This window comes from Acinetobacter sp. Res13-Abat-PEC15-P4-01, assembly GCF_015676285.1.
Taxonomy (GTDB): Bacteria; Pseudomonadota; Gammaproteobacteria; order Pseudomonadales; family Moraxellaceae; genus Acinetobacter; species Acinetobacter nematophilus.
Map to the genome: position 1 here is coordinate 192,578 of NZ_JADAIN010000031.1, position 14,797 is coordinate 207,374.

At 35.3% G+C, this 14,797-nt stretch carries 15 protein-coding genes and 1 tRNA gene; 7 read left to right on the forward strand and 9 right to left on the reverse strand.

Annotation, left to right across the window (positions count from 1 at the left end; translation table 11 throughout):
• Positions 1 to 153 precede the first annotated feature (153 nt).
• From IMO47_RS12265 to yhhB, 3 genes are read right to left on the reverse strand one after another with little or no spacing between them, the layout of a single operon-like run.
• Entirely contained in the window at positions 154 to 894 is a 741-nt protein-coding gene (locus IMO47_RS12265) for an HEXXH motif-containing putative peptide modification protein (protein ID WP_196077818.1), read from the reverse strand.
• Positions 895 to 899: 5 nt separating this feature from the next.
• Positions 900 to 1,484 (reverse strand): cyclophane-containing peptide 2OG-Fe(II) oxygenase YhhC, encoded by a 585-nt coding sequence (gene yhhC, locus IMO47_RS12270; RefSeq protein ID WP_196074803.1) that lies wholly within the window; start codon positions 1,482 to 1,484, stop codon positions 900 to 902.
• Entirely contained in the window at positions 1,481 to 2,605 is a 1,125-nt protein-coding gene (gene yhhB, locus IMO47_RS12275) for a cyclophane-forming radical SAM/SPASM peptide maturase YhhB (RefSeq protein WP_196074804.1), read from the reverse strand. The genes yhhC and yhhB overlap by 4 nt, the downstream gene beginning before the upstream one ends.
• 464 nt (positions 2,606 to 3,069) lie before the next feature.
• On the opposite strand from yhhB, the gene IMO47_RS12280 reads away from it, so the two are divergent.
• Positions 3,070 to 3,681: a hypothetical protein gene (locus tag IMO47_RS12280; RefSeq protein WP_196077852.1), complete on the forward strand. Its 612-nt coding sequence runs from the start codon at positions 3,070 to 3,072 to the stop codon at positions 3,679 to 3,681.
• 354 nt (positions 3,682 to 4,035) lie between these two features.
• Here IMO47_RS12280 and IMO47_RS12285 read toward each other — a convergent pair whose 3' ends face one another.
• Positions 4,036 to 4,941, reverse strand: a complete 906-nt coding sequence (locus IMO47_RS12285) for a DMT family transporter (protein WP_196074805.1) — start codon at positions 4,939 to 4,941, stop codon at positions 4,036 to 4,038.
• A gap of 183 nt (positions 4,942 to 5,124) precedes the next feature.
• On the opposite strand from IMO47_RS12285, the gene IMO47_RS12290 reads away from it, so the two are divergent.
• A complete protein-coding gene (locus IMO47_RS12290; protein ID WP_196074806.1) occupies positions 5,125 to 6,030 on the forward strand; it encodes an AraC family transcriptional regulator in 906 nt (301 codons plus the stop codon).
• A 207-nt stretch (positions 6,031 to 6,237) separates the two neighbouring features.
• On the opposite strand, the gene IMO47_RS12295 is transcribed toward IMO47_RS12290, so the two are convergent.
• Complete coding sequence (locus tag IMO47_RS12295; RefSeq protein ID WP_196074807.1) at positions 6,238 to 6,573, reverse strand: hypothetical protein; 336 nt, start codon at positions 6,571 to 6,573, stop codon at positions 6,238 to 6,240.
• Positions 6,574 to 6,770: 197 nt separating this feature from the next.
• On the opposite strand from IMO47_RS12295, the gene ahpC reads away from it, so the two are divergent.
• The gene (gene ahpC / locus IMO47_RS12300) at positions 6,771 to 7,334 is read left to right on the forward strand and encodes an alkyl hydroperoxide reductase subunit C (protein ID WP_196074808.1); all 564 of its coding nucleotides are present in this window, start codon (positions 6,771 to 6,773) and stop codon (positions 7,332 to 7,334) included.
• A 68-nt stretch (positions 7,335 to 7,402) separates the two neighbouring features.
• On the opposite strand, the gene IMO47_RS12305 is transcribed toward ahpC, so the two are convergent.
• Positions 7,403 to 8,326 carry a LysR substrate-binding domain-containing protein gene (locus IMO47_RS12305; protein ID WP_196074809.1) on the reverse strand — a complete coding sequence of 308 codons (924 nt, stop codon included), beginning with the start codon at positions 8,324 to 8,326 and terminating at the stop codon, positions 7,403 to 7,405.
• Between the two features lie 118 nt (positions 8,327 to 8,444).
• Positions 8,445 to 9,071, reverse strand: a complete 627-nt coding sequence (ycaC, locus tag IMO47_RS12310) for an isochorismate family cysteine hydrolase YcaC (protein ID WP_196074810.1) — start codon at positions 9,069 to 9,071, stop codon at positions 8,445 to 8,447.
• A gap of 276 nt (positions 9,072 to 9,347) precedes the next feature.
• Between ycaC and IMO47_RS12315 the strand changes: the two genes are divergently transcribed.
• The 3 genes from IMO47_RS12315 (at position 9,348) to IMO47_RS12325 (ending at position 13,109) form a co-directional block, all read left to right on the forward strand.
• Positions 9,348 to 10,223, forward strand: coding sequence for a pirin family protein (locus IMO47_RS12315; RefSeq protein ID WP_196074811.1), 876 nt, complete (start codon positions 9,348 to 9,350; stop codon positions 10,221 to 10,223).
• Positions 10,224 to 10,940: 717 nt separating this feature from the next.
• Positions 10,941 to 12,239 (forward strand): FAD-dependent oxidoreductase, encoded by a 1,299-nt coding sequence (locus tag IMO47_RS12320; RefSeq protein WP_196074812.1) that lies wholly within the window; start codon positions 10,941 to 10,943, stop codon positions 12,237 to 12,239.
• Positions 12,240 to 12,293: 54 nt separating this feature from the next.
• Complete coding sequence (locus tag IMO47_RS12325) at positions 12,294 to 13,109, forward strand: class I SAM-dependent methyltransferase (protein ID WP_196074813.1); 816 nt, start codon at positions 12,294 to 12,296, stop codon at positions 13,107 to 13,109.
• A gap of 105 nt (positions 13,110 to 13,214) precedes the next feature.
• Here IMO47_RS12325 and IMO47_RS12330 read toward each other — a convergent pair.
• Both IMO47_RS12330 and IMO47_RS12335 read right to left on the reverse strand, forming a co-directional pair.
• Positions 13,215 to 13,290: transfer RNA gene (locus IMO47_RS12330), tRNA-Thr, on the reverse strand.
• 669 nt (positions 13,291 to 13,959) lie between these two features.
• Positions 13,960 to 14,187, reverse strand: a complete 228-nt coding sequence (locus tag IMO47_RS12335; protein ID WP_004826172.1) for a hypothetical protein — start codon at positions 14,185 to 14,187, stop codon at positions 13,960 to 13,962.
• A gap of 255 nt (positions 14,188 to 14,442) precedes the next feature.
• Between IMO47_RS12335 and IMO47_RS12340 the strand changes: the two genes are divergently transcribed.
• The gene (locus tag IMO47_RS12340; protein WP_196077054.1) at positions 14,443 to 14,790 is read left to right on the forward strand and encodes a hypothetical protein; all 348 of its coding nucleotides are present in this window, start codon (positions 14,443 to 14,445) and stop codon (positions 14,788 to 14,790) included.
• Positions 14,791 to 14,797: the final 7 nt, after the last annotated feature.

A 14,797-nucleotide genomic window follows, 5' to 3' on the forward strand; every position in this document is an offset into this window, starting at 1 on the left:
TGAGTTCAATTATTTTGAGGGGGGATTACCAAAGCATTCAATATCCTAAAAGATTTTTTGAGCCTACCATTACGAAAGGTGAAAAAATTTTTCTACATATGAATATGATTAGATAAATAAATTTATACTATAATCTTTAATTTAAAATTTTTATTAAATAAAACAGAGGTTTAAAAGTTTTAAGCCATCTTTGGAATAAAAATCTGTTAGTTTTTCAACTTTTAGAAGACTTAATTGTTTCTGAATTTCTTCTATGCGTTTTTTTGAGAAGGAAGTTTTCTCTGAAATATAGACTTTTTCCCAGAATTTTTTTAGATGCGAAAATACATAAACAGCGTGCAGTATTCCTTTATTATTTCGAGGTTCATGTTTCCAAGGAGAATATATTTTTTTATTTGTCGAAAGATAGAAATCATATTTTTTTTCTAATAAAGATAGTAGTAAATGCATAGTTTCATGAATCAAATTTTCTACAGTCCTTTCAAGCCAATTTTTTAGATTAATATCAGGTAAATTTATGAAAACTGTATAAGGTAAATTCGGGTCGCTAAAACTAATATCATTATAATCATTTTCTGTTTTTAATAAATGAATCGACTTAATTAATGACTTTGTATAAAAACCCATATGATCATTATCATATTTGGTAATATATTCAAAAGTATCTTTAATTTGTAGCATTGAATTTTTAAGATCATATGTTTGATCAAGATTAATGCCAATATCTGACCAAATATTAGACATGTAGTCTGGTAACTTTTGTAATATGCATAAATTTTCATTTAAGTTATTTAAGTCATTTATATAGTCAAAAGTATTGTAGTTTCTATAGTGAATATCACTATCTAATAAATCTAAAATATTCTCTTTAGACGGATATAAAAATTTATGCATGAAAATTATCTCGAATAAAAAGTAAAAATAATAGTGAGTCGATCTCCTGAATATATCTCACTTACAGCATGATGAGAATTTTCTGATATTTCAAAGCTTTGTAGTAAATTTCCTGTAGGAACTATTATATTATGTATCGATGATGCATCATTGTTAGTGAAGATCATACATAATCCACCGTTCTCAACATTCCAGTTCGAGTTGAAATGCATAAGTAGTCTGTGACTTTCTTTTATTGAGTCTTCATTTAGAAAATCATTATGTATTTTTATGACATGACCTTTCGTTAATTTATGAGCTACTACATCAATGTTGTCAAGTAAATCAACTGCATAAATCTTTTCTATCCTTGCCTTTAAGTCTGAAAGATATTCAGTTGATATTATAAATTTTAGGAAGTTCGGTAATTCAGTATCTTTTAAACTAAACTCATATTGTGTATAAAAACTGGCTTCTACTAAGTTCCATTGGGCATCATTTAATAGCCAATTTTGTATGCTTTCTTTTAAACATTCATCTATAGAATAATTAGAAAAAAAATGTTTATAAGGATATATCTCTAGAGGTATATCTTTTGAAATATTAATCATTTAATCCCCATTAAACTTAATAGTTTATAAATATAGTGTTTATGATCTTCACAGTAAATAGATGGATTGTCGAATTCATTTTCTTTACTCCACCTTGATAAAGGCATCCCGCCACCACAAATGAAATTTATTTCACAGTTGATACAATCTTTACATGTAGGCTTTTGAATTTTAGAACTTTCTTTATACTCATTAGATCTTAGAACATTTAATAAGGCATTCGCCACATTAATATTAGGATTATTCTCAAAGTAATCAGCACCATTAAAAGTTGCCCTTAATGTGTCATTTTTACGGATGTCTCCATTAGTCTCAATTACTAAAATTCCATAAGAGTTTTCTCCTTTTCCCTCTTTGTCAGGATTTCCTCCAAGAATTATTTTTATTAAATCATCAAAAAAGCGAATTGGAACTGGATTAGGGTCATTCAGATAATGCTCTAATAGTTCTCCCAACCATCTACCATATTCTAAACTTTCAAAATTTTCTTTGCCTTTTGGTAAGTACGTATGGTTGCCATCCTGTAAAAGTACATCAATACTTTTACTACCTATACTTTTTAAGTATTCATAATTTTCGACAGGTGATGTAGTTGGCTGAATCACAGATAATGTTCCTGAAAATAAAAAATCATTTTCAGGATGGGCAATTAACTTATCTATGCCATTTATAACTTTTTGAAATGAACTTTGCCCATCATGTGTGAATCGAGCAATATCATTTGATTTCTTTACACCATCTAAACTTACAGAAATGCTAGTTTTATAATGACTACAGATTTCGATTATTTCATCGCTTAATAGTATCCCATTTGTTTGGATAGCTATTGGATACTTATCATAATTAGGCAAAACTCTGCGTAATTTTGAAAGTAATTCTTTTAATTTTACAGAACCTAATAGTAATGGCTCACCACCATGTAGTACAACCGCGAAACCATTATTTTGAAATGAGGTGACTTGATCTATACTTTTGCAAATAGAATCAATTGTTTCGTTACTAATTCTTTTAGGTTGGTTAACCCAATTTTGATCTTGACCTTGATATACATAACAATAACTGCAATCAAGGTTACATCTGCTAGCAACCTTGATTAACAGAGTATCTAAATTATTGAACATTATTAGCGATTATGTCGGTTATGAACTCGGTCATAGTTACCGCCAACGCATGACATTTGTTCTTTTTCCATTTTTACCTCTTTAATTAGTCGTTGTAACACGACACTATTTAAAGCTGGTTGCTTGATGCTATTAACATTTACTGTTGACTGTGTAGTTGGCTGCATGATAGTGCACTCGTTTAATTATTGATCTAATTATAAAATAGAATTTGAAAAAAACAAATAAAATAAATAGGTTATAGATTTTAATGAGTGTTATAATTTATATAACTTATTGAAATTAAATGAAAAATATTTTAAAAAATAGATTGTGTCAAATTTATACAGAAGCTTTATAGAAATACACTTAAGGTATATCTGACTGAAAAATATATATTTTATTTGGTTGTTTTTAATATTACTATGAAATGATATATAGAAAAATGTAAAAAAGAGTATTGTTATCAATGTGAGGAAGTTCCAATGGATAATTCGGAAGTTAAAAATTTTAAGTTGAAATTTGATATAAAAAATAAGGATCTTCTTGTTTGGAATAATGAAATCATAATGTCTCGTACTGAGGAAGATTATTTTAAGAAAATGTTTATCATTCTGGAAAAATTAAATCTTTGTACTGATTCTATTTTAGAAATAGGATTTGGTCTTGGAATTTCTGGTAGTTTAATTCAAAAGCATCTTATACCTACGAAACATCATATAGTCGAAATAGAAGCTAATATCTTCAAAGATTTACTTGCATTTACTCAAGAGAATAGTGGAGTAGTAGCAACTTTAGGGGATTGGAGATTAATTGATCTACCTGAAAAAGAATATGATTTTATATTCAATGATGCTTATGACTATGGAGGTATTTCTGAATATGCTAATTTTTCTTATGATGATCATTATCTTATTTTTAGTAAAATTTTAAAAGATGATGGTGTTATATGTCATCCACATTTTGGTGATGGACCAGTAAGAGATGTTAAAGGTTTTAAAACTACAATTGTTGAAAGATTAAAAGTAAACCCTATTGTTATGTGGGATCAATCTATATGTGAAGATGCTGCTATAGTCTTAAGAAGGAAAGATTAGCCGCTATTGAATCAAATGGATGTAATATTTGTAGATTGATTCCAATATTGTGAATTACAGAATCATTATTAGAAAGTACATCCTTTATAAATGTTAAATTTTTGAAGATTTAGCTATTAAATTTAACAAAATACTTTACATGGTTTTATTAAATTATTGAAAATAAATGTTTATTTTTAAGTTATGGTGTGTATCCCTTTTGAATCATATATCTCAAGGATTGGCTAGGCTGTTTGAGATTAATTTTATCCAAAGTAATTTAAACTCAAAAGCTTGCTGAAATACATCGCCGCGCGTATTGGGTCAATAGGCGCGGCGATTTTTATTTTGTGTTGGGATCAAACCTTTAGTTATTTAGCTTCGGTTAAGTATCTGAGATAGCCTAAAATTCGGCAATTTTATAAAGAAAATCGCATTGCCACATAAAATCAAAATTACCCCGATCACAGCATTGATATGCCATTGATAGCCTTCCCAGAAGGTTGAAATGACCAATGCGACCAATGGAAACAACAAGGTACTATAAGCCGCCTTACCCGCACCAATACGCCCAACTAAATAGAAATAAGCAGTAAAGCCAATCACTGAGCCAAACACAGCCAAATATAATAAAGCGCTGACTGCACTGAGTTGCATGCTTGGGAAAAACTCATCCTGCTTCATTACTGCGATCAATGCCATTAAGATTGAACCATATAACATGCCGTAAGCATTGGTGGTAAAAATATCGAGTCCTTTTTTTTGATGGCGCGTACTGATCATATTTCCCAGAGAAAAGCCATAGGTTCCCAATATGCAAAGACCTATACCCATCAACGTATATTGATTTAAGCTGCTTCCCATCACATCATGCCAAAACAAGGCAATAATCCCCAAGCCACCGAGCAGAGCAGCAGGATAAAAACTTTTAGAAATCTTTTGCTTAAAGAAAATTTTGGCATTGAGTGTGTTAAAAATCACTGCCATCGAAAAAATGACAGCTTCTAAACCACTACTGATATATTGAACTGCAAAGTAAAAGCAAACAAAGTTGAAACCAAAAATACAGCAAGCTTGCAGCATGCAGAATAAATGGTCGTTTAAAGCCAACTTGTGCTTTTTTCGACACAAAAGAATCAAGGCAAATAGACACATTGCTGAAATAAAGAAGCGCCAAAACACCGCTACATTCACCGATATTCCACTTTGCTGTTGCAGACTAATTGCAATCCATGTCGTTCCCCAGATCACCACGACCAACACATATAAGAGTGCATTCATATTCTTTCAATCAAACTCAAACGATCGACATTATTGTGCTTGATTTAAGCCCGTTATTTCTTGTACCTCCTTGTGATTGCTATCATGATCTTGTGGTTTTTTTCTACTCACATGTTTATATCAATGATAAAATAAGCCTGAAGTCCTACTCAAAATATTCAAATTTAATACTGCCTATAGACGATGAAATATCAGATTCTCGATCAATTGCAACAGCATAAAGCGCAACTGCTTGATTCGGTTGAGTTGGGTTCCGGTATGCAATTGGCCATGTGGCAAAATGATCAAGACCGCGTCAGTGTTTGCAGTAACCACCATACCTTAAGCATGTATATTCAAGGGGGTTATCACAGTTATCAAAAGACGGCACAAGGTTGGCATAACGGCGGTGGTCCCGATCGTATGTGTTTGATGCCACATGATTTTGAGTCCACATGGGACTTACGTGATTCCCTTACTTTTGTACACCTTTACTATACCAAGCAACATCTACAACGCGTTGCCGAACAGGTATGGGACCGTGAACCGAGTCAAATTATTCTAGACCCGCAAATTTTTGTCGCTGATCCACAGATTGCCATGATCTATCGTCACTTTTTATTAAATACGACTTGGCAGCAGAGTGAAAATCACCTGCAAATGAGTACAGCCACGACACTGTTGCTGAATCATCTCATTAAAAATTACAGTGCTGCTCAGTGGCAGGCGCCAGAGATCAAGGGAGGCTTGTCACCTTATACACTCAAACACTTGTTGGCATGGATTGATCAGCATATTCAGCACAGCTTGACCTTATCTGATTTGGCTCAACAGGCTCAACTGAGTGAATATCATTTTGCGCATATGTTTAAGCAATCCATGCAGATACCACCTCATCAATATGTGATGCAACGTCGTCTAGAATTGGCTCACCAGGCTTTACTACAAACGACAGCAAGTTTGGTGGACATCTCAGAACAATACGGATTCAGCTCAAGTAGTCATTTTAGCAATCGCTTTAAAAAGCACTTTGGTTATTCTCCGTCTCAAATGAGAAAAGAGGAGAAAAGTCGCGATAAATATGATCGATACCCTGAAATCGGAAACTAAAACAAGGCTTTGCTATATAGAACTGATCATGGATAGTTTTTATGATCACAACAAAAATAAGAATTTCAATGCTCAGGTATCTGCTAAAACGAATACTACATGAATGCTTTAAACCGTTTTTGGCAATATATTGAATATATGTCGATTTCACCCAACAAGGCTGAATGATCAACCTTGTTGAATGCATTTAAGTGAAAAACTGGTCATTTAAAAAATGCGCGAGCTGTGCATATAGTGATTGGTCACTTGATTATAGGTTTCGAGAATTTTTTGACTGCTGTTGGTGCGAAGTGCTGTATTGAACTGATGCATATACTCAAGTAATTGTGATTTTGCTTTGCTTGCAAACTCAGCGGTGATGGCTTGATCTTCATAGAGTAAAACATAGTTTTTGGCAAAGCCATAAATCATAAACAAAGCTGTTTTCTCAAAATCTGATTCGCAATCAAGAATTTGATCTTCACAGTTTATTTTCAATTGTTTAAATGCATCGGTACCAAAAGGAAGGTTTTGGAATTGCTCCAAAATAGCTGAGAACGTCATTTTTAAAGTCCACGCAAAAAGAAAATCTACAGATTAAATCTTGCGAGGTCAAGCTGCTTTTCACGAAGAATGAGAAAGTTTGTTAATTTATAAAACCGATTTATTTTATTAAAAACTACAGTTTTACCGATTTAATTATTTTTCGTATAGTGGTTTCACAGACAAGCAATCCCTGAAACCTATTGAAGGAAGACCCAATGAGTTTAATTAATACTGAAGTTAAAGCTTTCAACGCAACTGCATATAAAAACGGTGAATTTACTGAAGTATCTGAAAAAGATTTTTTGGGTAAATGGTCAGTGGTGTTTTTCTACCCTGCAGACTTTACCTTTGTTTGCCCAACAGAGTTAGGTGATCTGGCCGATCATTATGCTGAATTCCAGAAAATGGGAGTAGAAATTTATTCAGTATCGACCGATACACACTTTACCCATAAAGCTTGGCATGACAATTCAGACGAAATCAAAAAGATCCAATACCCAATGATCGGTGATCCAACTTGGGCACTGGCAAAAAACTTTGAAGTGCTGATCGAAGCTGAAGGTCTTGCAGACCGTGGTACCTTTGTGATCGATCCGGAAGGCAAGATTCAAATCATTGAAATCAATGCTGGCGGTATTGGTCGTGATGCACAAGAGTTATTGCGTAAGGTCAAAGCTGCACAATATGTACATGCACACCCGGGTGAAGTTTGCCCTGCTAAATGGAAAGAAGGCGATGCGACACTTGCACCATCGATTGATCTGATTGGTAAAATCTAATTGTTCAATCTTTTTTTAGAATCAAAAAACCAGAAGTATTACTTCTGGTTTTTATTTTTAAATGGGTTTTATAGTAGATAACCCTCATGTTGAGGTGCATAAGCACGGATGCCTTCAACAAGGTCTTCAATGAGTTTTTCCATCACCAAGCGTTGTCCTTTTCTTGAGGCATAAACCAGTTGTACAGTCCCTATATTGGAACACCATTCCGGTAAAAGATGGATTAATCGGCCTGAAAGAATATCTTGTTCTACCGTTAAATATGGCAAATCGGCAATACCTAAACCATCTAAAACTGCATAATAAGCCCCCATCAGATCATTACTTTTGATACGCGGCTGTAGTGGAATATCAATTTCTTCCTGTTGCTCATTATGATGTAAATGCCAATGATAGTGCTGTTTGTCGGTACCTAAGACAATGCTGGGAAATTCACATAATTCAGTCACATGTTGAATTTTACGATCACCCAAAAGTTCAGGACTAATGACTAAACAATGGGTCGTTTTAATAATGTCGCGAACAATGATGCTAGAGTCTTCATTCATGGTGAAATTGGTACGAATCGCCAGATCAATATCATCATGTAACACATCAATACGTCGACTGGTCAGTGCCAATTCAACATTGACCTTGGGATATTTCTTTAAAAACCGATTTAAAATAGGACGAACTTGGTGTTCTAACATGACGGGTGGGCAACTAATTTTAATCAACCCTTGTAATTCAACTTTCTGTTTTAACAGTACATTCTGTGCAGTATCTGCTTGCTCAATGATTTTTGAACACTCTTCAAAAAACTCCTGTCCTAAAGGGGTGACTTTAAAATGACGTGTCGAGCGTTGAATCAAAGTGACATTAAATTTTGCTTCCAAATCCAGAATGCGTCGACTGAGTTTTGACTTGGTAATATTACTGGCTTCACTTGCAGCACTAAATCCGCCGTGCTTTACAACCAAATAAAAATAATAGTAGTCATCAAAAGAATGCACAGTTTTATCCCTGAATGAAGTCGCTTTAGATCATATCATTGATAGGAAAATATGCTCAATCATATCCACTCAAAATAGAAATGTAAGGGCTTACATTTCTATTTGAGTATGGATTGTCTTATTTTTGAGAAGTATTCTGGTTGTAGCTGTTGATGAGATTGCGATAGTCAGGAATATGGTTGCCAAATAATGTACCTAAGCCTTCGATATCATTACGCCAGTCGCGATGTAACTCACACGCAGCACCAAACCAAGTCATTAACTGTGCGCCCGCACTGCTCATACGATCCCATGCTGAATCACGCGTAAGTGGATTAAATGTGCCAGAAGCATCCGTTATGACAAAGACCTCAAAGTCTTCTTCAAGTGCAGAAAGTGCAGGAAAAGCCACACAGACTTCAGTGACAACCCCTGCAATAATCAATTGTTTCTTGCCCGTTGCTTTTACCGCTTTGACAAAGTCTTCATTGTCCCAAGCATTGATTTGACCTGGACGAGCGATATAAGGTGCATCTGGAAACAATTGTTTTAGTTCAGGTACAAGCGGACCATTGGGACCATTTTCAAAGCTGGTGGTTAAAATGGTAGGAAGGTTAAAATATTTGGCTGCTGCTGCCAGTGCCAATACATTGTTTTTAAATTTATCAGGATCGATATCACGGACTAAAGACAGTAATCCCGTTTGATGATCGACCAACAATACGGCTGCATCTTCTTTATTTAAACGAACGTAAGGTTTTCCCATTTTTTATATCCTGACTTTAAAAAAGTTGAAATTATGCTTAAAAACAAAACAAACTGCTTTGTATGAACTTTATCTTAAGGGGTTTATATTGAACAAATAAGCCTAAAAAACGAGATAAATAATCCTATATATAAGATTATTATTGGGCATGTAAGGCTGAGTATTGGGGGCTAATGTCCTATTTTTGAGATACAGTGTATTGATGGATTCCTATATCCAGCACTTTAAAAAACATAAAATACAATCATATTAGAGCCTAGAGATAGGAGTATTGAGATGAAAAGAATTATCGGTGTATACCGCAATCAAAATATGCATTGGGTGGGTGATGGCTTTCCAGTAAAAAGCTTGTTTTCGTATGATCGTCTAGGTCAGGCAATCAGCCCGTTTTTACTTTTGGACTATGCTGCACCGTATACTTTTGCACCTAGTCATGAACAGCATGGTGTGGGCTCGCATCCTCATCGTGGCTTTGAAACTGTGACCATTGCCTACCAAGGTGAAGTGACACATAAAGATTCACATGGTGGTGGTGGAACGATTAAAACAGGCGATGTGCAATGGATGACTGCGGGTGCCGGTTTGGTCCATGAAGAATTCCATTCACATGAATTTACTGAAAAAGGCGGAATTTTTGAGATGGTTCAGCTTTGGGTGAATTTACCTGCGGCAGATAAAATGACCCAACCGAAATATCAGGCCATTGCTGCGCAGGATATTCCAGTGATTGATTTTGATGATGATGCAGGTCATCTACGTGTCATTGCTGGAAAATATGCTGAACAACAAGGCGCTGCATCAACCTTCAGTCCTGTGAATGTCTGGGATGGTCAATTAAAAGCAGGTCATGAGCAGATTATTCATGTTCCAGTGGACCATAATGCCTTGGTGGTTGTTCTTGAAGGTGAAATGTTGCTCAACGGTACACAAAAAGTACTCGACAGTTCGATTGTCATGTTTGATCAAGATGGCGATGCTGCAATCCAACTCGAAGCGGTGCAAGACGCTAAGTTTTTGGTGTTGACAGGAAAACCATTGAATGAGCCTATTCAAGGTTATGGACCATTTGTGATGAATACCAAAGAAGAAATCGTACAAGCGTTTAACGATTTCAATCAAGGTAAATTCGGTGAAATTGCAGCTGAAGCTTAAACGAAGGCGGATTGTAAAATCCGCTTTTTTTATACTTTAAATCGAAACAAGCACTAGCTAAAAAAGAAAAAGAGCTTTGATCTCATCAATCAAAAGCTCTTCACGCTGTAGTTTTCTTGTATTCGGAATCTGTATTTTTATCTGGTGGTTTTAATGTATTTCATGCATCATAATTAATAAAAAATGTGAAGTAAAGCACACATTTGCTTATTTGTTTAAATTATGATCATGACCATTAAGAATGATCGATACATATTGCGACAGCAAGGTCAAAATTTTCTTTCCATAAACCCTTTTCCAAGTGAAAAAAAAGGATCTCTATTCCACACTATAGAGATCCTTTTTATGCTGTAGTTTCTTTTATTGTCGGTATTGTCATAATTATTTGTTTTTATTGTAAATGTGATTTGATTATCATTTTTATGCTGTAAATCATAAATAAGAAAATATGGTTTGTAAACGATTTTTTAATAAATAGTTAAATTATCTTCATGTTTTTAACAGAATTTTTGAATATATGAAAATAAAAATGAAATATAAATCATGTAGATCGCACACCTGATCACTGTTTAGGATTCCGATGAATGGTAAGCTTAAAATGAGCATTTTTTTCTAAAAAATTTCCAACAAAAAAAGTTAAATGTGGAACTTTTTAATACCGCGATTTAATCCGCTATAGCTCATAATAAAAAAAATGGTTACGCACGGATAATAACTTTGGATATTGCAGTGATTGGTAGTGGTATGGCTGGCCTAGCTACCGCAAGAATTCTTAAAGATGCAGGTCATCACATTACCATCTTTGAAGCATTACCTGGTCGTGGTATGGATAGTCACAGTATTGAGTTTGAAGGTGGTCTAATTGATGCGCCATTACGTGTGATGAATCCACATTTATGGAAAAATACACTGAGCCTCGCGACACATTTGGGTATAAAAACATTTCCTGTCCGCACTTTTATGGCGTGCAGTTGGTTATTTGAAGACAAGACAGAAACTTGGTTGACCACATCACGCACTCGGATTGGTAATTTTCCGATTATCAATAACCGCAAAGGCATCAAGCAGTACGGATGGCGCTTAGTGAAAGGCATGTTGCAACTTAAAACAGCCATTTCTCAGTTTTTTAAATCTAAAAATCAGGAGATTACCCTCGCTGATTTTATCAATCATAATGAAATCGAAGAAGTATTTTGGCATGGAGCAGTGATGCCAGTGCTCTATACCATCTGTACCTGTGACCCTAAAACCATTGGTGAATGGCCAGCAAAACCGCTGTTAATCTTTTTAAAGCAATTGACCGATGGCGATGCTTTACTGCGTTTGCATGGGGGAACTCCTGCTTTTGTCGATAAATTAATTGAAGGCATTGATATACACAGCAGTTCTGAAATTAGGCTTGTTGAAGAACAGGGCGAAGGTGTATTGGTTAAAAATGCCCAAGGTGAGCAATTCCAATTTGACCGTGTTGTGGTGGCTACACCGACCAATAAATTGGAAAGCTTTTTAAATGCTGAACAGTTTGCTGATGACATTGAACTTTTGAAAAAGTTTAAGTTTGAGCAGGGCGAATTGGTGATGCATACCGATGCAACGGTGATGCCGCCCAATCGTAAAGACTGGTCAGTGCTGAGTTATATGATGGACCGTAAATTTACCAAGCAACAGTTTACAGTCTGGCTGAATTCGATCGAACCGAGCCTTGTCGGCAAATCTCCAGTGTTTCAGACATGGCGTCCAGTGACAGCCATTGATCCCAAGAAAGTGATTTCTACGGTGACTTTAACCCGTGCTGTAGTTGATTCGGAAACGGTCGCCTTGAATAAAGAGTTACAAGCACGTCATAAAGTGGCAAATCGCAAAGTGTTTTATTGCGGTTCATGGTCATGTGATGGTTTACCGATTCTAGAGTCTGCGGTGACTTCTGCCATGCATATTGCAGAGATTTTTAATGCCCCATTGCCATTTAAAGGCTTAAAGCCTAATGTTGAGGTTGCACCACAACTGGGTTATTAAGACTAAATCAATCCAATGGTGTATGACCAAGCACGATAGATTGAGCATTTAACCATGAAATGGATTCAAGCAATTCAGCAGCAGCTTCCCCAACATAAATATGCAATCAATGCAGAGATGTTGGGCGATACGGCTGAATGTGCTTGGACCAATCTCGGTTTTTGGACCGATACTACAGCATCGTATCCGCAAGCCTGTCAGCAGTTGGCAGAACGGCTTGCGCAAGCGGTACAACTACAACCACATGATCGTGTGCTGGATTTGGGTTGTGGGCAAGGTGCGAGTTTAAAGTATTGGTTAGCACAGCATCAGATCAAAGATCTTGAAGCGGTAGAGTTACAGCCAAAGTGTGTCGATCATATTCAAAAACAGCTACCGCAACTTAAAGCAGTACATTGCCAATCATTTTTGAATTTAAACAGAAATTCATTTTCAGATCTTTTTGATGTGGTGATGTGTATCGATGCGGCCTATCACAGCGATTTAAATTCCTTCTTGGCTTCAGTCTCACCCCTTTTAAATTCAAAAGGACGTTTAGGTTTTCATTATCTGATGCTGTCAGATGCGCATTTAAATTCAAAACAAAAACTCAAATATCGTTATTTACTTAAAGCCGCAGATGTACGCTTCAACGCTTTAATGACAGAGCAGCAGATTCAGCAAACCTTGGCGCAGCATCATTTTGAGCAGATCAATATTCAAGATCTGTCCACTGCGGTATTTGCAGGGTTCAGTCAATATATTGCTTCAAGAAAAGACATGGGGCGGGGGCTAGACCAATTTAAAATACAAATGACCGCAAAGCTATGTAAGACCTTATTTGCAGAAGGGATTATGCGTTATATACAGGTCAATGCGGTAAAAATATAACGATAGTCGGTTCGATTGAACCGTCTCAATTGACTTAAAATACGCATGATGAATGCATCCGCCAAAAACAACAAAGCCTCACTAAAAAGCGAGGCTAAGTAAAAATGGTGCCGGCACACGGATTCGAACTGTGGACCTACTGATTACAAGTCAGTTGCTCTACCAACTGAGCTATGCCGGCAACGTGGCGAGAATTCTACAGAAAAATGATAAGAATGCAAGCCAAAAAATAAGCACTTAATTGGGGTTGAGTAATTTTATTTAAAATCAAAGACTTTTTATATGTTTTCGAGCGCTGTGATACCGAAAGATTGATTAAAGGAAATTAAAAAATTAAATCATGATAGATAAAACATAGATGGGTGTATAAAGCGATCTAGCGTGTAATGTTAAAATTTTGATGGTTTCAGAGGTTTAGCCAAAAATTGTCATTGAAAAAACCACACTGTTGGCAAGCAGTAAAATTGCAAATAAAATGATCTGGAAATTTTTCATGGTATTTATTTTTTAATGTGAAATAATATGCATTATTTGTATCAAAGTTGATTTGATATGTAAATAGTGAAGTATTTATTATTTCAAAAAAACATATTATTTTTTAAGTATTTTTAAAACCAAACCATAAAAAATTGATCGTGAGTGATCTTATCTTTCTGTCAATGGTGTGGATTGATGTCAAACATCTTCTGGAACAATCTGAGCATATACATTATTCAGCCTAAACTGACCTAAAGTAAATGAAAGCAATACAGGTGAACGCTGTATGCTGGCAAAAAGGCTTACGGTAATGTAAGCCTTATGGTTTTAAGTGAATTTGAATAAATCTTTATCCGATATTAAAAATATAGACTTATTTTCTCCTCAAAATATGATCTAAATCTTGTGCGCATTCTTCTAGAGTGATTGCCATATCAAATTGCATTTGGGGTTTCAATTCGTTTGCGAGTTTTCTCCATTGCTCAATCAACTGGATAGCTTTCTGAATTTTATGTTTATTTACATCTTTGGCAATTGTTGGGGTGTATCCACCACGTTTAGCATTTTTGACTTGTCTTACATAATTGGCGCTGTTATTCATTATGGCTCCCGAATAGCAGTTTTATGTCATAAACTTGTTTGAATCGCTAAGAGTTACTGCATCATCATTATCTAAAGAGAATATTACATCTATATGATTTTTATTTTGTATTTCACCTCCTATGCATGTCACGAGAAGTTCTTTTCACTTGATACTAATTCAAGAAAGTATGAATTGAAATAGGGAATTGTCTGATTCATTGAGTGGATATGTATCTATTTGCTTCAAAAAGTCGGTTAAATATCGTATAACTCAATGAAGTTAAAATCAGAACAATTGAGAATGAAAAGATTCAGTATTTTATTATTTTTGGTTTCGGTCGCACATGCTGAAGTTCCGAATGAATGTCAGTTGGTTGAAGAGACCTCCGAAATGTTAATGCAGTTACGTCAACGTGGTTTGTCGTTGGATGATGTGGACTTTAATCCTGAAGCCTTGTCTCCCAAAGAACAGGTATTGTTAAAAGGTATGATTGACGATGCAAAGGATGTTCCGATTTATCAAATTCCTTTAACCCGGCAAAAAGCCATTGATGATTTTAAACTCAAGTGGCAAGAGGTGTGTCAGTCAGCAGATGTAGTGATGCCGACTGAAACGAGATAGCTCTTAT

Excerpts from the sequence above, each read along its gene's own strand:
- IMO47_RS12265 (WP_196077818.1), bottom strand. The coding sequence starts at position 894 with ATGCATAAATTTTTATATCCGTCTAAAGAGAATATTTTAGATTTATTA.
- yhhC (WP_196074803.1), bottom strand. The coding sequence starts at position 1,484 with ATGATTAATATTTCAAAAGATATACCTCTAGAGATATATCCTTATAAA.
- yhhB (WP_196074804.1), bottom strand. The coding sequence starts at position 2,605 with ATGTTCAATAATTTAGATACTCTGTTAATCAAGGTTGCTAGCAGATGT.
- IMO47_RS12280 (WP_196077852.1), top strand. The coding sequence starts at position 3,070 with ATGGATAATTCGGAAGTTAAAAATTTTAAGTTGAAATTTGATATAAAA.
- IMO47_RS12285 (WP_196074805.1), bottom strand. The coding sequence starts at position 4,941 with ATGAATGCACTCTTATATGTGTTGGTCGTGGTGATCTGGGGAACGACA.
- IMO47_RS12290 (WP_196074806.1), top strand. The coding sequence starts at position 5,125 with ATGAAATATCAGATTCTCGATCAATTGCAACAGCATAAAGCGCAACTG.
- IMO47_RS12295 (WP_196074807.1), bottom strand. The coding sequence starts at position 6,573 with ATGACGTTCTCAGCTATTTTGGAGCAATTCCAAAACCTTCCTTTTGGT.
- ahpC (WP_196074808.1), top strand. The coding sequence starts at position 6,771 with ATGAGTTTAATTAATACTGAAGTTAAAGCTTTCAACGCAACTGCATAT.
- ycaC (WP_196074810.1), bottom strand. The coding sequence starts at position 9,071 with ATGGGAAAACCTTACGTTCGTTTAAATAAAGAAGATGCAGCCGTATTG.
- IMO47_RS12315 (WP_196074811.1), top strand. The coding sequence starts at position 9,348 with ATGAAAAGAATTATCGGTGTATACCGCAATCAAAATATGCATTGGGTG.
- IMO47_RS12325 (WP_196074813.1), top strand. The coding sequence starts at position 12,294 with ATGAAATGGATTCAAGCAATTCAGCAGCAGCTTCCCCAACATAAATAT.
- IMO47_RS12335 (WP_004826172.1), bottom strand. The coding sequence starts at position 14,187 with ATGAATAACAGCGCCAATTATGTAAGACAAGTCAAAAATGCTAAACGT.
- IMO47_RS12340 (WP_196077054.1), top strand. The coding sequence starts at position 14,443 with ATGAAGTTAAAATCAGAACAATTGAGAATGAAAAGATTCAGTATTTTA.